The sequence below is a fragment of the Flavobacterium fructosi genome (assembly GCF_042787335.1).
Taxonomy (GTDB): domain Bacteria; phylum Bacteroidota; class Bacteroidia; order Flavobacteriales; family Flavobacteriaceae; genus Flavobacterium; species Flavobacterium fructosi.
This window is the reverse complement of sequence record NZ_JBHZQA010000003.1, coordinates 73645-94655: the sequence shown is the minus strand read 5'-3', so window position 1 is coordinate 94655 and position 21011 is coordinate 73645. Positions and strand designations below refer to the sequence as shown.

The window sequence follows — 21011 nt, the reverse complement described above, 5'->3', positions numbered from 1 at the left end:
TTAACAGTTTTATCTCTTTAAATTACTTTAGATTGAATTAGATTATAAATAGTAGATTTTCCTATATCTAATTTTTTTGCCGTTTTAACGACATCATTATTATTTATTTTTAGGTAATGTAAAACTATTTCATTTGTATACTCTTTTAATGTTTTTTCTTCCGAAAGAAAAAAATCAGTATTATTTATACTTATAAAGGTAAGATCATCTAATAGAATTTCATTTCCTTCACACATAACACATGCCAAATCAATCACAGATTTTAGCTCTCTAATATTTCCATAAAAAGGATATTTTATTAGTTTTTGTTTGGCATCTTTTGATATAACGATGGGCTTGGTTTTATTATCTTTTACAAATAAATCGATAAAGTGTTTTGCTAATAATAACGTATCATTTCCTCTGTCTCGAAGGGGGGGTAAGACTATTGGTAAACCAATTATTCTATAAAATAAATCTTCCCTAAAATTTCCTTTCTTTACTTCCTGAGATAAATCTTTATGAGTTGCTATGATTAATCGCGTATTAAATTTTATAGCATTTGTACCCCCCAAGCGAACTACTTCTCTTTCTTGAAGAACACGTAATAACTTACTTTGAAGATTTAAATCTAATTCAGCAATCTCATCTAAAAAAATAGTTCCGCCATCAGCTTGTTCAAACTTTCCGATGCTCCTTTCGGTTGCTCCGGTAAATGCTCCTTTTTCGTGTCCAAAAAATTCACTTTCAATCAAATATTTAGGGATAGCAGCCATATTTACAGCTATAAAAGGTTTGTTTTTTCTATCAGAGTTATAATGAATAGCTTTGGCAACAACTTCCTTGCCTGTTCCTGTTTCTCCACTAATCGAAACATTTATATTAGTATTGATGGCTTTATTAATTTTATTAAAAACACCTTTAATTCCATCACTTTGACCAATTATTATTTTTTCAAAACTAAATTTTTGTTCTAATTTTTCTTTTAATTCTTCAACTTCTTGAACTAATTTTAGGTTTTCTTTAATTTTAATTATCGAATTCCAAAGTAAATCTTTGGTATGTGAATTTTTGACTATGTAATCAAGAACACCAGATTTCAAAAAATTCACGGCGACTTCAATCTCTTCCTGTCCACTAATTATAATAATTGGAATTTTATCATTAGTTTCTTGAATTTGTTTTAATAGTATATCTCCAGTTATATCAGGCAATCCGATATCTAAGCAAATCACATCTGGTTTTTGATATAAATTACTAATGCATTGTTTTCCTGTTTGAAATAGATTTACATCAAAATCAGGATTTAATTTTAGATGGTATTTTAGTGTTTCTCCAAAAAAAAGATCGTCTTCAACGATAAAAATTTTTAGTATGGACATTGGTTTTATTTGAATAAAATTATTATTCAAATAAACACTAAAAATAATACATGAAGTTTTTTTTTTATTTTTTTTTATTATAAATTTCATAAAATTAGTTAAATTTCTTACTATAAAATATTTTTTTATGTTAAATATTTTTTATTTAAATATAATTTTCTGCCGGTTTAATAGTTCTAAGTTTGTCTCCATTATTTTTACTACTGCAAAACATTATGATAACCAGTTGTATTAAATTTATTTAAAATAATAAACAAGTGTATATACTATTCCAAAAATTCCCGGCAACTGTATTGCACAGCTGAAAGAATCCTAATTATGTGAAGGAATGAATACCTCAGCAACCCACTTACCTCAAAAAAAACTACTAGTTCTTGCTGGCTACAGTAAATGTTTATCTTCATTTATCTATTTTACCATTATCAGAATTCCGGTTTCTTTTCCGGAAATAAGAGAAAAATTAATATTGCACTTCCATTTCATCAGATGGAAGGCATCAGGACCCCAGCCGGACTTCTCTATTATTTGACCAATGAAAATTTAGTAAGAAAACCAATTATAAATATCCGTCAAAAGTTGCATCAATTCGATTTAAGCACATTTCTAACCAATTTATCTGAAACAATAATTGTTAATGAAAACTTAGAATCAACTAAACAATTGGCGAATGGACATTTAATAGCTTACTTTTGCAAAAAATTTAGCCCTGTGAATTACTTATCTGTTGAAAATATCTCGAAATCTTTTGGTGAGAGAACGCTTTTTGAAAATATTTCTTTTGGAATTAATAAAGACCAAAAAATAGCTTTTATAGCCAAAAATGGCTCTGGAAAAACCACTATTATGAGTATCATTAATGGTTTAGAAGAGTCCGATACCGGTCAAGTTGTTTTGAGAAAAGGCATCAAAATGGCATTCTTGTCGCAAAATAATAATTTGCAGGAAGAATTGACAATTGAAGAAAGCATTTTCGCTTCGGATAATGAGACTTTGAAAGTGATTGAAGCGTATGAAAAAGCATTAGAAAATCCGGAGGATGAAGAAGCTTACCAAAAAGCTTTTGACGGAATGGATCAGCACAATGCGTGGGATTTTGAAACGCAGTACAAGCAAATTTTGTTCAAATTGAAGTTGGAAGATTTCAAATTGAAAGTAAAAAATCTTTCTGGTGGACAGAAAAAACGTTTGTCGCTAGCTATCATTTTGATTAATCGTCCTGATTTATTGATTTTGGATGAACCTACGAATCACTTGGATTTAGAGATGATTGAATGGCTGGAAAGCTATTTTGCCAAAGAAAACATTACGTTGTTTATGGTGACGCACGACCGTTTCTTCCTGGAGCGTGTTTGTAATGAAATCATTGAATTAGACAACGGAAAATTATACCAATACAAAGGAAATTACTCCTATTATTTAGAGAAAAAAGAAGAACGCATCGCATCTGAAAATTCGAGTGTGGATAAAGCGCAAAATCTTTTTGTAAAAGAATTGGAGTGGATGCGCCGTCAGCCAAAAGCGAGAACGACAAAATCGAAATCGCGTCAGGATGATTTTTATGATATAAAAGAAAAAGCGCAAAGCCGCCGTCGCGAAAACAAAGTAGAACTGGAAATTAATATGGAACGCATGGGAAGCAAGATTATCGAGCTTCACAAAATCTCCAAAAAATTCAAGGATCATGTGATCATGGATAATTTCAGTTTTGATTTTCAACGTGGTGAGCGTATTGGAATCATTGGGAAAAATGGAACCGGAAAATCTACTTTCTTAAATTTATTGACCGGAACTATTCCACTTGATGGTGGAAAAGTGGTGATTGGTGAAACGATAAAAGTAGGTTACTATACACAAAGCGGAATCAACCCAAAACCAGGTCAACGTGTTATTGATGTGATTAAGGAATACGGAGAATTTATTCCGTTGATGAAAGGAAAATTGATTTCGGCTTCGCAATTGTTAGAGCGTTTCTTGTTTGATGCTAAAAAACAATACGATTTTGTGGATAGATTGAGCGGAGGAGAATTGAAACGCTTGTACTTGTGTACGGTTTTGATTCAAAATCCAAACTTTTTGATTCTGGATGAGCCAACGAATGATTTAGATATTGTAACGCTGAATGTTTTAGAAAGCTTCCTTTTGGATTATCCAGGTTGTTTGGTAGTGGTTTCACATGACCGATATTTCATGGATAAAATTGTAGATCATTTATTCATTTTTAGAGGTGATGGTGTGGTGGAAGATTTTCCAGGAAACTATTCTGATTTTAGAGCCTATGAAGACAGTGTTGACGTTGCTCAAAAAGAGGACAACAAAGCGGACAAAAAAGACTGGAAACAAAATAATCCAACAGGAAACCTGACTTTCAACGAGCAAAAAGAATTCCAGAAAACGGAAAGAGAAATCAAGGATTTAGAAATTCAAAAAATAGCCATTGAGCAATTATTCTCAGAAGGAAAAATTGGGGAAAGTGACATTGAAAAGAAAGCAAATGAATTGAAAAATATCATCAATAAAATCGAAGATAAAGAGGAAAGATGGTTTGAGCTGAGTGCGAAAATAGAAGGATAGAGTTTCATTGTGACTAGCTTGTCATTTCGACGAAGGAGAAATCACATTAGTTGCTCTCGTTATGTAATTTCTCCTTCGTCGAAATGACATAAGCGCTACGAATTATTTTATTGAACAGCCCTAACATTTTTAGCGTTACCGCTAAAAATGTTAGGGCTGTTTTAGGAACTTAAACTGTTTACCAAGAAATAGTACAGCAATATTTTAAACAATTTTGTAAACTACTATTTTGTAGTTTTATTATTTTTTTTACTCCCAAAAAGACAAGCAAATATTAGGATGTACGGATTCTTGTCATTAATTTGAATTAATAATCAATAGTATCTTTATTATTCTAAAAAACCTACCTGCTAAACAATACTTAATAATTTGATAAAACAACAATAGGAATAATCAATTCTCAGTAAATTTTAATAGCTTCACTTGATAATTTTTAAATTAATAAAAATGTTAAAAAAATTTACATTATCTGATAAGCTGCTATTTGTAGCAGCCTTTCTTTCATTGATTTTCTCAGAAATTTTATACTTTCAGGGAAATAAAGAGCAAGCCATCTTTATTGGAATTTGGGTTCCTTCCATATTAGCGTTCGGCATTTATTTAAAACTGATACAAAACAATAAAGATGTCTGACTTAATCCCATATTTCGCAGGACTTATAACATTGTTGTTTGGCCTTGGATTTGCATATGCACTTCAGTCCCCTAAAAAGGGAAAATAATACTTATTATTCTTTAGCGTAAGCATGGACGCTTATTGATTAATTAAACTAAAGTCAGATTTTATTCTTATTAAAAGTTTAAAATTGACATATTTACTAAAACTGAATTCCAAAAATTAAAATTTAGTTGTAAAAGCAAACAAAAACCACAACAAAATCTAATTCTGTTGTGGCTTTTTTTATAAACTTGTCCTTTACATATGGCTTATGCCATAAACAAGGTATGTTTGTGGTAGTTGTATAAAATCGAATCGTAAATTGTTAATTTTGGCGCTACTTTTTCAGTAGTAGCGTCAAACTTGATACCGTTATGTTTACGAAACAAGTACACTTCTTTCAAACAGTTTGACAACCTCTTATGAATTAAGGTCTTAAAAGTTGGCAATTGCTTGTCTCCTACCAGAAAATCAATTTGGTAATTAGAACTCGTTTTCGATAGATTATTCCCGATGATTCTTATAGTAAATTTTGTCTGAATTCCGTTTTGTTCCCCTTGATACTCTATTACCATCGTATTTAAAATTAAAATGTGATTAAATTAAAATTTATGCTCAACTTTTATAGTTGCTGAATTCAAAATTAAAGATAACAAAAAAAAAGAAAACTGCAGAATAACAGCCCTTAAATTATTAATTACTGGCAAAATTAATTAGTATAATGATACCAAGGCCCCTCCTATTTCTTTTAAGTTTAAATAAAAAAGAAGCAAAATACCGTTTTAAATATATAATTATAATTCCTCTTTTGTAAAATCGCTTTGTATCTTCGTGCCCACTTTGTGTAACACTGTCTCCTAAACGCTATGCTATTCCAGATCAAAACGTACCTACAATTTCTTTGGCATTCTAAAAACGAACATGCAGTGCACTCCCCTTTTGTATTCACCTTGATTACAAAATGTTTTTATGACACAAAAACAAAACCGGAATATCCTATTCTAAAAAAGTATCGAAATTCACTGTTAAAAAAACACAATACAATTGAAGTCACTGATTTCGGTGCAGGATCAAAAGTTTTTAAATCTAGTACAAGAGAAATTTCCAAGATTGCAAAAACTGCTGGAATTAGCCTGAAACGAGCTGAATTGCTGTTTAGAATTGTCAATTATTTCCAGCCTGAAAATATTTTAGAAATTGGAACTTCATTAGGGTTGGCCACTTCCGCGCTTTCTCTAGGAAATTTAAATGCAAAAATAACTACTTTAGAAGGTTGTCCGGAGACGGCAAAAATAGCTCAAACCCAATTTATACAATTTGCTTTAACTAATATAAATTCGGAAGTAACATCATTCAACGCTTATTTCCGTAAATGTCAAACTTTAAACTTTAAGCTCATTTACTTCGACGGCAACCATCAAAAACAAGCCACTTTAGACTATTTTAAATTTTTATTGCCCACAATTACGAACGAAACCGTTTGGATTTTCGATGACATTCATTGGTCGTCAGAAATGGAAGAATCGTGGGAAATCATAAAAAAACATCCGGCAGTTACCGTTACCATCGATACATTTCAATGGGGATTAGTATTTTTTAGAAAAGAGCAGCCAAAAGAGCATTTTACAATTCGGGTATAAAAAAATGATCGCCATTACTGACAATCATTTCTTACTTAAACCAACAATTATTTATTGTTTTGCTTCTTTCATTTCTTCAGATTTTGCTCCCATTCTATTTACTTTTAACATTGGAGCAAATTTAAATTTCAAACCAGCAATTTTTCTATTGTCTTCAGAAGAAAGTCCTTCTTTTTCAACTGTATTTTTTCTACTGTCTAACGCTTCATACATTAATTTTATCTCGTCCCAATCCTCACGAGAATAACTGTCTTTATTGTCTTCAGCAGTATGAATAAACTGTTGGTAAACACTATGAATATTGTCTTTATTTACCCAATTAAAATTCATATCATCTCCAATTTTTCCTTGTCCAAACAAAGCATTTCTCAATTTTTGTTTTGAGTTAACTGGAGCAGGTGTTGAAGAAACTTCTTCTTTTACTTCCATATCAGCTTGCATTTTAGCTCTTAACACAGCATACTTAGCTTTACTTGCATCTATTCTTTCCTGCGCTTTTTCTTTATCTTTTAAATTTTCTAAAGCAGCTTCTGCATCATTAATTCTCATTTGGTATGAAGCATCAATTGCTTCCCAATTTGTTTTAGCATCGGCTTCAGCAACATTTCCAATTGAATCGACATAAACAACATAGGTATCAACTTTTTTCTCTGCTTCTGTTGCTTTTTCGTCTTTACATGATGTAAATCCTAATGCGATTACTGCTGCTCCTAATAATAAATTTCTACTTTTCATAATTTAGTGATTTAATTAAAAATATTTCTTGTACAAATGTATTGCAATTTACAAAAAACTCAATAATTAACCAAAAATTATGAAAATAATAAAATAAATTATGAAATAAACAAAAATATAGTGATAATTATATAACTTTTTAATAAAATTATATAAAACATTAAATTGTCATTATACTTATTAAAATTAAACAAAAACTTAAAAAAATAATTTAAGCACATATTAAACCCATTTTGAATTCCAATTTTTAAGCAATACTGTAACAAATTAAAAAAACAACTACTTATTTGTAATCCAAAAGTCTTTTGTACTTTTAAAATCTCAACAGCATCCATAAAATCTAAAACCACAATGGCCAATCCATTAATTAAAATATCCAATATAAAACGGGATTTTGTTCTCGGAAACGAAATCGTTTATGTCCTCAAGGGCATTGATTTAGAAATAAACAAAGGGGAATATGTTGCGTTAATGGGACCTTCCGGTTCCGGAAAATCAACTTTGATGAATCTTTTGGGTTGTTTGGACACGCCAACTTCAGGAACGTATGTTTTGAACGGAAAAGATGTCAGCAAAATGAAAGATGACGAATTAGCCGAAATCCGTAACAAAGAAATAGGCTTCGTTTTCCAGACTTTCAATCTTTTACCCAGAACAACAGCACTGGATAATGTGGCTTTACCGATGATCTACGCAGGATTTTCTAAATCAGAGAGAAATAAACGAGCTTCCGAAGTATTAGACCAAGTAAATCTTGCCGATAGAATGGATCACCAACCCAATCAACTTTCGGGTGGACAACGCCAGCGCGTGGCAATTGCACGTGCTTTGGTCAACAAACCGTCAATTATCCTTGCCGATGAGCCTACAGGAAATCTAGACAGCAAAACATCGCTTGAAATCATGAAACTTTTTGGCGATATACACGCTAACGGAAACACCGTGATTTTAGTAACTCACGAAGAAGAGATTGCCGCTTACGCACACCGAATTATCCGTTTAAGAGATGGCATAATCGAAAGCGATACTGTTAAATAGTTTTTTTAGGAGCTATTTCCGGCTATACGTTACAATCTTTTTCTTGTAATTCTTTCTTCGCAAGAATTACAAGAAAAAGGATTTCCACTTCTATCCGGGCTAAACAATCCAAATCACAACAACAATTAAAATTCAAAATAATACATCTCTTAAAATGAAAATCGCTTTATTAACCTGCGAAAAACTTCCTGAATTAACTGCTGCAGACCAACTTTTAATTCCAGAATTAGCCAAACATAATATTGTGGCAAAACCTGTAATTTGGAGTGACAAAACCATCAATTGGAGCAATTTTGACTATCTAATTTTTCGTAATACCTGGGATTATTTCGAAAAAGAAACCGAGTTCAATCTTTGGCTTGACCATATAGAAAAATTAGGAATTAAAACCCTTAATCCAATTGAAATAATCAAGCAAAACAAACATAAATTTTATTTGCGTGAAATGGAAAAGCAGGGAATCCCAATCCTTCCTACTGTTTTCATCGACAAAACAAATTCGCTTAATCTTGCTGAACTCATCCCTTCACATTGGAAAAAAGCGGTTATAAAACCAGCTTTTTCCGCCGGTTCCTATCTCACCGAAGTCTTTGAAGTAGCCGATATTCAAAAAATAAACGCTGATTACAAAAATTTAGCACAAGAAAAAGAATTGCTTTTGCAGGAATTCATGCCAGAAATTCAAACATTGGGTGAAACTTCCTTTATCTTTTTTAATAAAAAATTCTCTCATTGCGTTAATAAAAAACCGGTAGATGGCGATTTTAGGGTGCAATCACAATTTGGCGGAAAATACAGTTTGGTTCTACCTAGCCAGGAATTAATTGAAAAAGCACAAAATATCGTGAATACCTTCGCTGAAAAATTATTATATGCCAGAGTCGACGGAATTATAATAAACAACGAATTATACTTAATGGAAATTGAATGTATCGAGCCCGATTTATATTTTGATATCGCTGACGGTGCACTGGAACGATTTGTATCTTCTATAGTCGAATTAATAGCCTAAATTTGTTGTTTACATTTTATAAGTTGATCTAAAGAATAAACTGATATCGCATAAATGAAAGTATATACAAAAACGGGAGATAAAGGGACAACGTCACTTTTTGGAGGAACTCGAGTTCCAAAAGACCACGCTCGAATAGAAAGTTACGGAACTGTTGACGAATTAAATTCGCATATTGGATTAATTCGGGATCAGGAAATGAATATTCATTACAAAGAAATTTTAATTGAAATTCAAGATCGGTTATTTACCGTTGGAGCAATTCTTGCAACACCTCCTGAAAAAGAAGTACTGAAAAACGGGGAACTTCGTTTAAAAAAATTAGGTATTGTTGAAACTGATATTGAGTTGCTGGAAAACGAAATCGATGCCATGGAAAATGAGTTACCACAAATGACTCATTTTGTCTTACCTGGCGGACACACTACTGTGTCATATTGTCATATAGCACGTTGTGTTTGTCGTCGAGCTGAGCGGTTAGCAGTGCATTTAAGCCATAACGAACCCGTTGCCGAGATTGCAATCAAGTACCTCAACCGACTTTCTGACTATCTTTTTGTGTTGGCACGAAAGTTGTCCCGTGATTTGGATGCGGAGGAAGTTCAATGGATTCCGAGAAAATAATATACAGTTTTCAGTCGCAGTTTTCAAGTCTGAAACCTGAAAAGTGAAACCTGAAACATTAAACAAAAAAAACGTTCTTAACTTTTTATTAAAATAAATGATTTTTTACTTGTCTTTTTCAGTAAAAAATTTATTTTTGCACAAAACTAAATCGACAAAAGATGTATTGGACATTAGAATTAGCCTCCTATTTAAGTGATGCACCATGGCCTGCTAACAAAGACGAACTTATTGATTACGCTATTAGAGCGGGAGCTCCATTAGAAGTAGTAGAAAACCTTCAATCTATAGAGGATGAAGGCGAGATATATGAATCAATGGAAGAAATTTGGCCCGATTATCCTACAGACGAAGATTATCTTTGGAATGAGGATGAATATTAAAAAGTAAACCAAGAAAAAGTCTCAAAAGAGGCTTTTTTTTTGGTTAAATTTACACAACTTTACAAACAGAAATAAAATCATATCATGAGTTTCATAAACAGTATCATTAAAGTCTTTGTTGGAGATAAATCGCAAAAAGATGTCAAAGCTTTACAACCGTATCTAAACAAAATTAAAACTTTTGAAACGAGCTTAATGTCATTGTCTAATGATGACTTAAGAGCGCGTACCACTTTTTTTAAAGATAGAATAAAAGAAGCTCGCGTTGATAAAGATGCGAAAATAGCTTTATTAAAACAAGAAGTTGAAAGCATTGAAGATATTGACAAAAGAGAAGATATCTATGTTGCTATTGACACTCTTGAAAAAGAAGCATACGATATTTCGGAAAAAACGTTGATGGAAATTCTTCCTGAAGCTTTTGCCGTTGTAAAAGAAACAGCAAGACGATTTAAAGACAACACTCAAATAGAAGTAACTGCAACTTCTCAAGACCGTGAACTTTCTGCTACAAAAAGTTATATAACCCTTGATGGTGATAAAGCGATTTGGGCTAATTCATGGAGTGCTGCGGGTAAAGAAATTACTTGGGACATGATTCACTATGATGTTCAATTAATTGGTGGAATGGTTTTGCATGAAGGAAAAGTAGCCGAAATGCAGACGGGTGAGGGAAAAACGTTGGTGGCAACTTTACCTCTTTATTTAAATGCCTTGACTGGAAACGGTGTGCACTTAGTTACTGTAAATGATTATTTGGCTAAACGTGATAGCACATGGAAAGCGCCATTATTCGAATTTCATGGTATGACAGTAGAATGTATAGATAATTACCAACCAAGTTCTGAAGGACGAAAAAAAGCATATAATGCTGACATTACTTACGGAACAAATAACGAGTTTGGTTTTGACTACTTAAGAGATAATATGGCGCACACGCCAGATGAATTAGTTCAAAGAAAACATAATTATGCCATTGTTGATGAGGTCGATTCTGTTTTGATTGACGATGCCCGTACACCATTGATTATTTCAGGTCCGGTTCCACAAGGAGATCGTCATGAATTCATGGAAATGAAACCAAAAATTGAAAACTTGGTTAGTTTACAAAGACAATTGGCTAACGGTTTCTTATCTGAAGCTAAAAAATTAATCAAGGAAGGAAACACTAAAGAAGGTGGATTCAACTTATTAAGAGCGTACAGAGCATTGCCGAAAAACAAAGCACTTATCAAATTTTTAAGTGAAGAAGGAATTAAACAATTACTTCAAAAAACCGAAAATCAATACATGCAGGATAACAATCGTGAAATGCACAAAATTGATGAAGGTATGTACTTTGTAATTGAGGAAAAAAATAATCAAGTTGAATTGACTGACAACGGAATTAAATACTTGTCCTCTGATTCTGATGATACCAACTTTTTTGTTCTTCCAGATATTGGAACTGAAATTGCAGCAATCGAAAAGAAAAAACTAGACAAAGATACTGAGGCAGAAGAAAAAGAAAGATTATTTCAGGATTTTGGTGTAAAAAGTGAACGTATTCATACATTAACACAACTTTTGAAAGCTTATGCTTTATTTGAGAAAGATGTAGAATATGTAATCATGGATAATAAAATCATGATTGTAGATGAACAAACGGGTCGTATCATGGACGGTCGTCGTTACTCTGACGGATTACATCAAGCAATTGAGGCCAAAGAAAACGTAAAAATCGAAGCAGCTACACAAACATTTGCTACGGTAACTTTACAGAATTATTTCAGAATGTACAACAAACTGGGCGGTATGACTGGAACAGCGTCAACTGAAGCTGGTGAATTATGGCAAATTTACAAACTGGATGTGGTAGAAATTCCTACTAACAGAGGAATGGCCAGATTAGATAAAGAAGATTTCATTTATAAAACGACTCGGGAAAAATTCAATGCGGTAATTGAGGATGTAACTCAATTATCAAATGCAGGAAGACCTGTACTTATTGGAACAACTTCTGTGGAGATTTCGGAATTATTAAGCCGAATGCTTAAAATGAGAGGTGTTACGCATAATGTATTAAATGCAAAAATGCACAAACAAGAAGCTCAGATTGTTGAAGAAGCGGGGAAACCAGGTGTTGTAACAATTGCTACGAACATGGCTGGTCGTGGTACTGATATCAAATTATCTGCCGAAGTAAAAGCGGCAGGTGGATTAGCGATTGTAGGTACGGAACGTCATGATTCACGTCGTGTTGACCGTCAGTTACGTGGACGTGCCGGTCGTCAAGGTGATCCGGGAAGTTCTCAGTTTTACGTTTCTCTTGAAGACAACCTAATGCGTTTGTTTGGTTCTGAAAGAGTGGCTAAAGTAATGGACAGAATGGGATTGCAAGAAGGTGAAGTGATTCAACATTCGATGATGACAAAATCTATCGAACGTGCTCAGAAAAAAGTAGAAGAAAATAATTTTGGTGTTCGTAAACGTTTATTGGAATACGATGATGTTATGAATGCACAACGTGAAGTAGTTTACAAACGTCGTCGTCATGCTTTATTTGGAGAGCGTTTAAAATTGGATATTGCCAATATGCTATATGATACTTGCGAATTAATCGTAGATGAAAATAAAGCGACAAACGATTTTAAAAATTTCGAATTCGAATTGATACGTTATTTCTCTATTACTTCTCCGGTTACTCAAGCAGAGTTTAGTAAATTGACAGAAATAGAATTGACAGGTAAAATTTACAAAGCGACGCTGGAATTTTATACAGAAAAAACAGAAAGAAGCGCCAGAGAAGCATTTCCTATAATAAAAGATGTTTACGAAGATAAAAACAATCAGTTTGAACGTATTGTAGTTCCATTTACGGATGGCATCAAAACCTTGAATGTGGTTACTGATTTGAAGAAAGCATACGATACAAAAGGAAATCAATTAGTTGCTGATTTCGAAAAAAACATCACTTTGTCTATTGTTGATGAAGCCTGGAAAAAACATTTACGTAAAATGGACGAGTTGAAACAATCGGTTCAACTTGCCGTTCACGAACAAAAAGATCCATTACTTATTTACAAATTGGAAGCATTCAATTTGTTTAGAGGAATGCTTGACAATGTAAATAAAGAAGTGATTTCATTCTTATTTAAAGGTGATTTACCGGCTCAACAAAATCAACAAATTCAGGAAGCGAAAGAAGTTCGTCAAAAAGAAGACTATAAATTGAGTAAAGATGAAATTGCTTCGCCTGATCGGTCTTCAACTTCGGGTCCAAATAGCGAAAATGAAAATCGTAACGCTGGAGAAACGCAACAACGACAAGTAACAGAAACTATCGTAAGAGATATGCCAAAAATCAATCGCAATGATAATGTTACCATTCAAAACGTGGCTAACGGACAAACGCAAGAAATGAAATACAAAAAAGCCGAAAGCTTAATCACTTCAGGACAATGGGTTATTGTGAATAAATAATATTTTACACACTATCCTTAAATAATAAAATCCTCAATTGTAAAAAAACAGTTGGGGATTTTTTTATATTTACGAATAAATCATTACTGATTCTTATTTATAAGATTTTTTAACGATTAATTTATATATTAGTTAAATAAAAAAGACTGAAATTTACCAAGCTAATCTTCTCAATTTTGGGGCGATAATTCTGATATCGTCAGTAGTGAATGCAAGGTTTACGACATACTAAAAAAAGGAATAAATTAAATAACCTAATACTACCATTTTTAAAGTTTTCACGTTTATATAAGAAAAAATCTATTTACAATTATGAAATTAAAACAATTACTTCTTTGTCTATTAATCTTTTCTGTTTCAATCTCTAAAGCACAAACAAAACTCCAAACTGAATTTAATAAATTTTTGATTAAGCAAGACAGTCTATTATCCTTAGCGTCTAAAAAAAATGATGCCAAAACTTACAAAAAACTTTTGGATGAAGTTTTTACAAAATATGAAAAATTACCTAATAATTATAAGAATGCATTTTCATCTTACAAATCATACAAATACAATTATTTATAAAATTTAAGTTGTATTTACTTACTAAAAAAGAACGATAAAAGGCTTGCCATATTTAGAAAAATCAATAAAAGCTGGATATTTTGATTATGAACATCTTAAAAATAACATAGATTTCGATAATATCTGCAATAAAAAAAAATTAAAGCTCTTGAAGAACCTTTAAAAAAATATGATTTACAATTCTTAAAAAGGCTGAAAAATAAAATTTTGAAGATAATAGAGAGGTTCCAAAATTCACTTATAAATCTAAAGAAAATCAAAAATTAGCTAGTTTACTAAAAAAATATACGTTAGATTCCATTCCTGGAAATGACACTGAAACTTCAAAAATTTTAAATTTAATGTATTGGGTTCACAATATCGTAAGAACGATGGTTCAAGTAAAAATCCAAAAGTACGAAATGCGACAAACATAATATCTGTATGTAAAATCGCAAATAGAGGCGTAAATTGCAGAATGATGACAACAGTTTTAAATGAATGTTGCTCAGCAATGCGAATAAAATCAAGATATATTACTTGCATGCCAGGAGAAGAAAATTTTGATGATTGTCACGCAATTAATATCGCTTACTTAAGAGACTTAAAAAAAATAGCGATGCATTGACCCAACGTTTAATGCGTATATTATAAACGAAAATGGTGAAATGTTACGTATTCAAGAAGTTCGAGAAAGTTTGGTGTTAAACAAATCGTTAGTAATTAATCCTGCTACAAATTGCAATAACAAAATAAACCAGAAATTACAAACAACCAAAAAGAGATATTAAGTGTTAACTATGTAACAAACAATACAAATTTATTTGGGGTAGATCCAACAAAATAAAAAGTACGAGTGCACAACAACTTTTCCGCTTCTGATTTTGCAAACCAACTACCTGCACATGTAAATCATCTAAATAGAGGTTGAAACAAATTTCTCAAAAAACGACTACTCAAACAATAAGCGGATGAATAATTCAAGAAGCCAACACAAAGAGGTATTGTGGTAATTCCAAAATCGGTAAGAATAGTAGAAAATTATAATATATTTAATTTCACGTTGAAAGAAGAAGGTATGAAAGAAATAAAAAGTTTGGATATTAAACAAAGTCTGTTTTTTGACCATCGCAATCCCGAAATGATAATATAGATGGGAAGCAGAAAATTAGAACTTTAAAAAACGAAAATAAATAACAGTATGAAAAAAGCAGCATCCCTTTTAATTCTATTTTTTACTTTAATTGTAAATAAATCTATAGCGCAAGAAACTTCTATTTTCCCAAAAGGCGAAAAAGCTCCAAATGTTCATCATGTGGGTACGGTATGGCTGAGTGAATTGAGTAAACCTGATAGTATATTTACCAGTAGCATTGCTGTAGCTGTCTTTGAAGCTGATGCCAGATTAAATTGGCATTTGCATCCTGGAGGACAAATTCTACTTATTACAGAAGGAATTGGTTATTATCAAGAACGAAATAAACCAAAACAGATTTTAAGAAAGGGTGGTATTATCAAATGTCTTCCAAATGTGGAACACTGGCATGGCGCGTCACCTGACACGGGAGTTACTTATCTTGCACTTTCTCCTTCTCAAAAGGGGAAAACGGTTTGGCTAGAAAAAGTTACTGATGAGCAATACTCCGATAAAAATTCATCTCACAAAACGCAACAGAATGAAGAGCAAGAAATTATCAATCTTTCAAAGAAAAAATGGCTATGGATGGCTGACAAAAATATTGATTCGTTGAATACATTATTCAATGAGAAATCGGTCTTCGCACACATGGGCGGAAGTTGGGGCAAAGAACAAGAAATCAATACCATAAAAAGTGGCGAAATTTGGTATAAACGAGCCGATATTCAAGAAACATCTATTCAAATTATTGGAAACACAGCCATACTTTTGAGCAAAATTAAATTAACTGCAATTGTTGGTGGTAATGAGGTTGTAAATCCATTTATGGTTACCGAAGTGTATATTGAGGAAAATAACAAATGGTCATTAGGTTCACTATCTTTCACGAAATTACTCACGCCATAGCTTTTTAATTTGTAGAAATACCGTTGTTTTACCCAGATCATATCGCATTCGGTTCTCGCAAAATAATTAATAAAAATTCTATAACCCGTTTAATACTTAAACATAGCGTATTTTTGCAGGGTGAAGAAATCAGTCTCAATTATTGGAGGAGGACCTGCAGCACTCTTACTCGCCGCATTTCTCGATCCGCAGCCATTTAATGTTACCATTTACGAAAAAAACAAAACGCTTGGAAGGAAGTTTCTTGTAGCTGGAAAAGGAGGATTCAACCTTACCCATTCCGAACCAATTGCGCAACTGATAGAGCGCTACACGCCATCCCATTTTTTAAAGGAATCCCTACTCAATTTTGACAACCAAGATTTTCAAAAATGGATTGATCTCATGGGAATCCCGACGTACATCGGCAGTAGTAAACGTGTATACCCGGAAAGCGGAATTAAACCTATCGAAGTGCTCAACGCAATTCTTGATGTCCTTAATAAGCGCAGTGTTGCCATTCAATATCAACATACCTGGACGGGTTGGAATATTAACAAAGATCTTGTGTTCAATACTGATATCGAAGTCAAATCTGACTATACGATTTTTGCATTGGGCGGTGGCAGCTGGAAAGTAACCGGATCCGATGGGACTTGGCTAGATTTATTCAAAACTCAAGGAATAGATGTTGTTCCTTTCAAGGCCTCAAATTGCGCTTATGGTGTAAACTGGCGCGATGATTTCATCGATTTATATGAAGGAAACCCGCTTAAAAACATAACCATTAGCTGCGGCAATAAAAGTCAAAAAGGTGAAGTGGTGATTACTCGTTTTGGTTTAGAAGGCAATGCTATTTATGCAATCAGCCCCCAAATTCGGCAGGAGCTCAATGTCAATCAAAGGGCTACTATATTCTTGGATTTAAAACCAACATTAAGCCAGGAGGATTTGCTACAAAAGATCAAAAAATCAAACCTAAAAAAGACGAGTGAAAAATTACAAAAAGAGCTTAAAATGAGTCCGGCACAAATTGGACTTTTGAAAACCTATCTTTCAAAAGAAACCTACCTGAATTCGAAACTTTTGGCGCAAAACATCAAACATCTACGTATCGAAATCACCGGTTCTACCCTATTGGACGAAGCCATATCCACCACTGGAGGGATTAATTTGAATTCCTTGGATGAAAATTTCGAATTAAAAATGATGAAAAATAACTATTGCATTGGTGAAATGATTGATCTAGATGCACCTACTGGCGGCTATCTTCTTCAATCTTGCTTTAGTATGGGTGTTTATCTTGCTCGTCACCTGAATGTTATTTCTTAATAGTTTAGTTAATTCAGGTAGCTTTATATTTCATTAATTATAAGTCACATAAAAACAATTCTGTTTAGAAATACGGTTTTATAATCTAATCAATGGGTATCAAACTCGTGTACCATTTCGTTGGTCATAGACGGAAGGTTGGAAAACCTCTATGTATTTGATGCCATTTCGCCAACCTATCAAACTAGTAACCGCACTACTAAACAGAATTGATAACATTACAAAGATAGGTTATCTCATGCTTTTGGCTTTTGCATAGTTTTTTAATTAATTTTCAAAATTCACAGTTTGTAGAAGACTTACAAAAACAAGTAAATTATTTTAAGTTAGCTCACATTAATTTATAGAATCATTTACGAAGTACATTTTCATCATTCCTCTATTTTTTACTTCAATTTCTCCTCTATATTCACAATTAAAAGTTTCTCTAATCAACTCGTAGGTATTTTGAGAGATATTAATTTTGCCTGGTTCTGAATTAGTTTCCATGCGCGATGCTATGTTTACAGTGTCTCCCCAAATGTCATACGCAAATTTCTTCGTCCCAACGACTCCGGCTACTACCGGTCCGGAATTAATTCCGATGCGAATTTCAAAACGGGTATGATTTAGAGGATTCCTATTTTTTGAATCCGTTACAAATTGGGCAATTTCAAAAGCCGCATGAATCATTTTAAAAGCATGATCGTCTGTTGGAAAAGGTAATCCTCCCGCACACATATAACAATCCCCGACCGTTTTTATTTTTTCTAAGTCATATTTCGCCATAATTTCATCAAATTTCGAAAAATAATAGTCTACACTCTCTACTAATTTCTCTGGTGATAACTCTTCCGCATAATGCGTAAATCCCTCGAAATCTGTAAATAACACGGTAACCGATTCGAACTTTTTAGCTAATACTTTCCCATTTTGTTTTAACTCATGTGCTGTTTCCTCAGGAAGAATATTAAGCAATAAGTGGTCTGACCGATTCTTTTCTTCTTCAATAATAACATTAGTTTTCTTTATGAATTTATAACGTCTGTACATTCCGAAGGCCAATAAAAAAACAAGTGCCGCTGAAACAGCAGATGAAATTGCCATAATCTCTCGGTTTTTTTTTCCTTGGTTTAGTAAATCGACTTCAGACTGTTTCTGGGAAACTTCATAATCCGTTCGCAAATCAGCCATTTGCTGAACAGATTTGAGATTAGTAACGCTATCTCTATAAACAATATGATTTTTATAATATTTAAAGGATTCAGCAGTATTACCGGCTTTTAGATACAGCTCAGAAAGTTTGAGATTTGAGTTACTGATTTGATCTTTCAACCCATATCTTTGGGCAAGTTCCAGACTTCTTTCTGCATAATTGAGTGCTGTAGTCCAATCATTCTGTTTTAAATAAATATCCGACATGTACGTCAGATAATCTGAAATGGCATAGTAATCCTTTAATTCTTCCAGCATTTTTATGGATTGACTAATATAATTCTTTGCCAATACATCCTTTCCTTGCTCTGCATATACCATTCCTATATTTCCTAAGTTATAAGCTGTACCACTTAAATAATCAGCCTTCTTGAAAATTTCTCCTGATTCATTAAAATAACGTAACGCTAAATCATATTTCTTATTTTTTGAATATTCATCACCTGCGTTGAGTAAAGCTGACGCTAAACCAATAGAATTGTCTGTTTTTCTTAATAATTTGATTGCTTTTTCGTAGTATATTTGGGCATTTTTAGAATTTCCCAGCACTGAATATACATCCGCGATTGAAGAATATGCGGTCCCTTCTCCAATATTGTATTTCGCTTTAGTTGCTGCCTCTTCACTTTTGAAAAAAGCATCCAGCGATTTATTCAAATCTCCTAAGAGTCTGAGTTTATTCCCTTTTTGAAAATACCCACGATGCAGATATAAATAGTTTTTTTCTAATTTGGAAAGTGCGATAAGTTCTTCGGCGTATTTTAAGGATAATTTGAGATTATTTACTTCATTAAAAGATAAATTCCTTAGTAATTCTAATTTTTTAGAATTATCAAGATTCCCTTCCTGATAAATTTTCACTAGGCTATCTGCCACTTTTTGCTCTTGGGCTGATATACTTAAATGAAAAAAAAACACAAAAAGAGAAACCGTAAAATAATATTTAAAAAAGTGTACATCCATTATGGATTTATTGCTAATTTCGGATCAATGCTAAAAATGCCAGGTCGTCTAATGCCATTATTGAAAACGTTAAACATTATGGTATATTTTTCCGTTTCCCCACGGGCATTGTTTCGAACAGCGCCGGAAACTTTTTCCGGATGCTGCCCATTTCCAGATAAATTATCATGACTAAAAACACTATTACCACTACTATGATTTATATTGGTAATATTTACTGCATCTAGCGGTGTTACACTGGACACGCCTTGCCAGATGACGGTATCGCCAGCATTTACCCTAGTTAAAAAATCTTCATTAGTAATCCCTGGACCTTGCCCAAAATTACAAAAAAGATCGACATTTTGTACGGAAATTTGACTTGTGTCAACGTTTAGATTGACGATTACATCTGCCATAATTGATATATTTAAAAGGTTAATAAAATCTAATTTAGAAAACTATTAATTTAAAAATGGCTGGGGAAACCAATGAATCAAAATCGAAGGTAATACACTAATTATAAGGTAAATATAATCAATATTTATTAAAATAAAGTAGTATATTTAAAGGATTTTAATCCAAATTCATCCTTATGAATATTGAACATCAACCTATTGACTGGAAGGAAATATTTCATCCTAAAAATATTGTTTTAAATTTAGTGGGTGTCGCATTTATTACATTGGCATTAAAAGGGTTTATGATACCCAATAAATTTTTGGACGGAGGGATTATAGGTATTTCAATACTTATGCATGAAATCACCCATTTGCCTTTTGGAATTCTGGTGCTCAGCTTAAACTTACCGTTCTTGTTTTTAGGAAAAAGGTTGCTGGGGAAAACATTTGCTATACAAAGTTTGATCACTTTTTTATTGATAGCCGGTGCTATGACCTTTATACATATTGATGCCGTTACTACAGATCGCCTTTTAATTGCCTTGTTTGGTGGTTGTCTTATAGGTATCGGGATGGGTTTGTGTATTCGAAGTGGTTCAACCGCAGATGGTGTAGAAATTCTTGCCTTATTAACTACCCGAAAAATTGGGCTTAATGTGTCAGAAGTCATTTTTGCTATGAACACCTTATTATTTCTAGCAGCTGCTTGGTATTTTGGAATTGCGACTGCATTATATTCGATAGTTACGTATTTTTCGGCTATAAAATCACTTGATTATATCGCGCACGGATTAGAACAATACACTTCCTTAAATATCATTTCATCCAAAAGTGAAGACATTAAGGCTCTAATCGTAAAAAAATTCGGAAAAGGAATTACCGTAATTAAAGGCGAGCGCGGCTATTTACCTGATACTTTCGATATGAAAACAGACTGTGATATCATTGTCACGGTAGTGACCCGACTTGAATTACTAAGAATCAAAGATGAAATAAGAAAATTAGACCCTAAAGCTTTTATGTTTATTCAGTACATCAAAGAAGCGAGTGGAGGAATTCTAAGAAATAAGCAAAAACATTCTTAAATGAA

Annotated in this window: 16 protein-coding genes; 11 read left to right on the top strand and 5 right to left on the bottom strand. The window is 32.7% G+C overall.

Annotated features, from left to right (window positions below; all coding sequences use genetic code 11):
* Positions 1–17 precede the first annotated feature (17 nt).
* On the bottom strand, positions 18–1451 hold the full coding sequence (locus tag ACFX5D_RS05705; protein WP_379857281.1) for a sigma-54-dependent transcriptional regulator: 1434 nt from the start codon (positions 1449–1451) through the stop codon (positions 18–20).
* 618 nt (positions 1452–2069) lie between these two features.
* Between ACFX5D_RS05705 and ACFX5D_RS05700 the strand changes: the two genes are divergently transcribed.
* On the top strand, positions 2070–3932 hold the full coding sequence (locus ACFX5D_RS05700) for an ABC-F family ATP-binding cassette domain-containing protein (protein ID WP_379857662.1): 1863 nt from the start codon (positions 2070–2072) through the stop codon (positions 3930–3932).
* A gap of 926 nt (positions 3933–4858) precedes the next feature.
* On the opposite strand, the gene ACFX5D_RS05695 is transcribed toward ACFX5D_RS05700, so the two are convergent.
* Entirely contained in the window at positions 4859–5164 is a 306-nt protein-coding gene (locus tag ACFX5D_RS05695; RefSeq protein WP_379857280.1) for a hypothetical protein, read from the bottom strand.
* Positions 5165–5455: 291 nt separating this feature from the next.
* Here ACFX5D_RS05695 and ACFX5D_RS05690 point away from each other — a divergent pair, with 291 nt between their 5' ends.
* Positions 5456–6229: an O-methyltransferase gene (locus ACFX5D_RS05690; protein ID WP_379857279.1), complete on the top strand. Its 774-nt coding sequence runs from the start codon at positions 5456–5458 to the stop codon at positions 6227–6229.
* A 51-nt stretch (positions 6230–6280) separates the two neighbouring features.
* Here the strand turns inward: ACFX5D_RS05690 and ACFX5D_RS05685 are convergent, their stop codons facing one another.
* Positions 6281–6964 carry a hypothetical protein gene (locus ACFX5D_RS05685; RefSeq protein WP_379857278.1) on the bottom strand — a complete coding sequence of 228 codons (684 nt, stop codon included), beginning with the start codon at positions 6962–6964 and terminating at the stop codon, positions 6281–6283.
* Positions 6965–7315: 351 nt separating this feature from the next.
* On the opposite strand from ACFX5D_RS05685, the gene ACFX5D_RS05680 reads away from it, so the two are divergent.
* The 8 genes from ACFX5D_RS05680 to ACFX5D_RS05645 all read left to right on the top strand — a co-directional run bounded on the left by ACFX5D_RS05680 (position 7316) and on the right by ACFX5D_RS05645 (position 17384).
* Positions 7316–8002, top strand: a complete 687-nt coding sequence (locus ACFX5D_RS05680) for an ABC transporter ATP-binding protein (RefSeq protein WP_379857277.1) — start codon at positions 7316–7318, stop codon at positions 8000–8002.
* A 154-nt stretch (positions 8003–8156) separates the two neighbouring features.
* On the top strand, positions 8157–9014 hold the full coding sequence (locus ACFX5D_RS05675; protein WP_379857276.1) for an ATP-grasp domain-containing protein: 858 nt from the start codon (positions 8157–8159) through the stop codon (positions 9012–9014).
* Between the two features lie 54 nt (positions 9015–9068).
* Positions 9069–9638: a cob(I)yrinic acid a,c-diamide adenosyltransferase gene (locus tag ACFX5D_RS05670; RefSeq protein ID WP_379857275.1), complete on the top strand. Its 570-nt coding sequence runs from the start codon at positions 9069–9071 to the stop codon at positions 9636–9638.
* Between the two features lie 161 nt (positions 9639–9799).
* Positions 9800–10021 (top strand): DUF2795 domain-containing protein, encoded by a 222-nt coding sequence (locus tag ACFX5D_RS05665; protein WP_007138072.1) that lies wholly within the window; start codon positions 9800–9802, stop codon positions 10019–10021.
* Between the two features lie 84 nt (positions 10022–10105).
* On the top strand, positions 10106–13483 hold the full coding sequence (secA, locus tag ACFX5D_RS05660; protein ID WP_379857274.1) for a preprotein translocase subunit SecA: 3378 nt from the start codon (positions 10106–10108) through the stop codon (positions 13481–13483).
* 312 nt (positions 13484–13795) lie between these two features.
* Positions 13796–14050: a hypothetical protein gene (locus tag ACFX5D_RS05655; RefSeq protein ID WP_379857273.1), complete on the top strand. Its 255-nt coding sequence runs from the start codon at positions 13796–13798 to the stop codon at positions 14048–14050.
* A gap of 1180 nt (positions 14051–15230) precedes the next feature.
* Positions 15231–16073 (top strand): DUF4440 domain-containing protein, encoded by an 843-nt coding sequence (locus tag ACFX5D_RS05650; protein ID WP_379857272.1) that lies wholly within the window; start codon positions 15231–15233, stop codon positions 16071–16073.
* A 120-nt stretch (positions 16074–16193) separates the two neighbouring features.
* Entirely contained in the window at positions 16194–17384 is a 1191-nt protein-coding gene (locus ACFX5D_RS05645; RefSeq protein WP_379857271.1) for a BaiN/RdsA family NAD(P)/FAD-dependent oxidoreductase, read from the top strand.
* 336 nt (positions 17385–17720) lie between these two features.
* Here ACFX5D_RS05645 and ACFX5D_RS05640 read toward each other — a convergent pair whose 3' ends face one another.
* On the bottom strand, positions 17721–19454 hold the full coding sequence (locus tag ACFX5D_RS05640; protein WP_379857270.1) for an adenylate/guanylate cyclase domain-containing protein: 1734 nt from the start codon (positions 19452–19454) through the stop codon (positions 17721–17723).
* Positions 19455–19540: 86 nt separating this feature from the next.
* Positions 19541–19939, bottom strand: a complete 399-nt coding sequence (locus tag ACFX5D_RS05635; RefSeq protein WP_379857269.1) for a hypothetical protein — start codon at positions 19937–19939, stop codon at positions 19541–19543.
* A gap of 176 nt (positions 19940–20115) precedes the next feature.
* On the opposite strand from ACFX5D_RS05635, the gene ACFX5D_RS05630 reads away from it, so the two are divergent.
* Positions 20116–21006 carry a YitT family protein gene (locus ACFX5D_RS05630; RefSeq protein WP_379857268.1) on the top strand — a complete coding sequence of 297 codons (891 nt, stop codon included), beginning with the start codon at positions 20116–20118 and terminating at the stop codon, positions 21004–21006.
* The last annotated feature ends 5 nt before the right edge of the window (positions 21007–21011 follow it).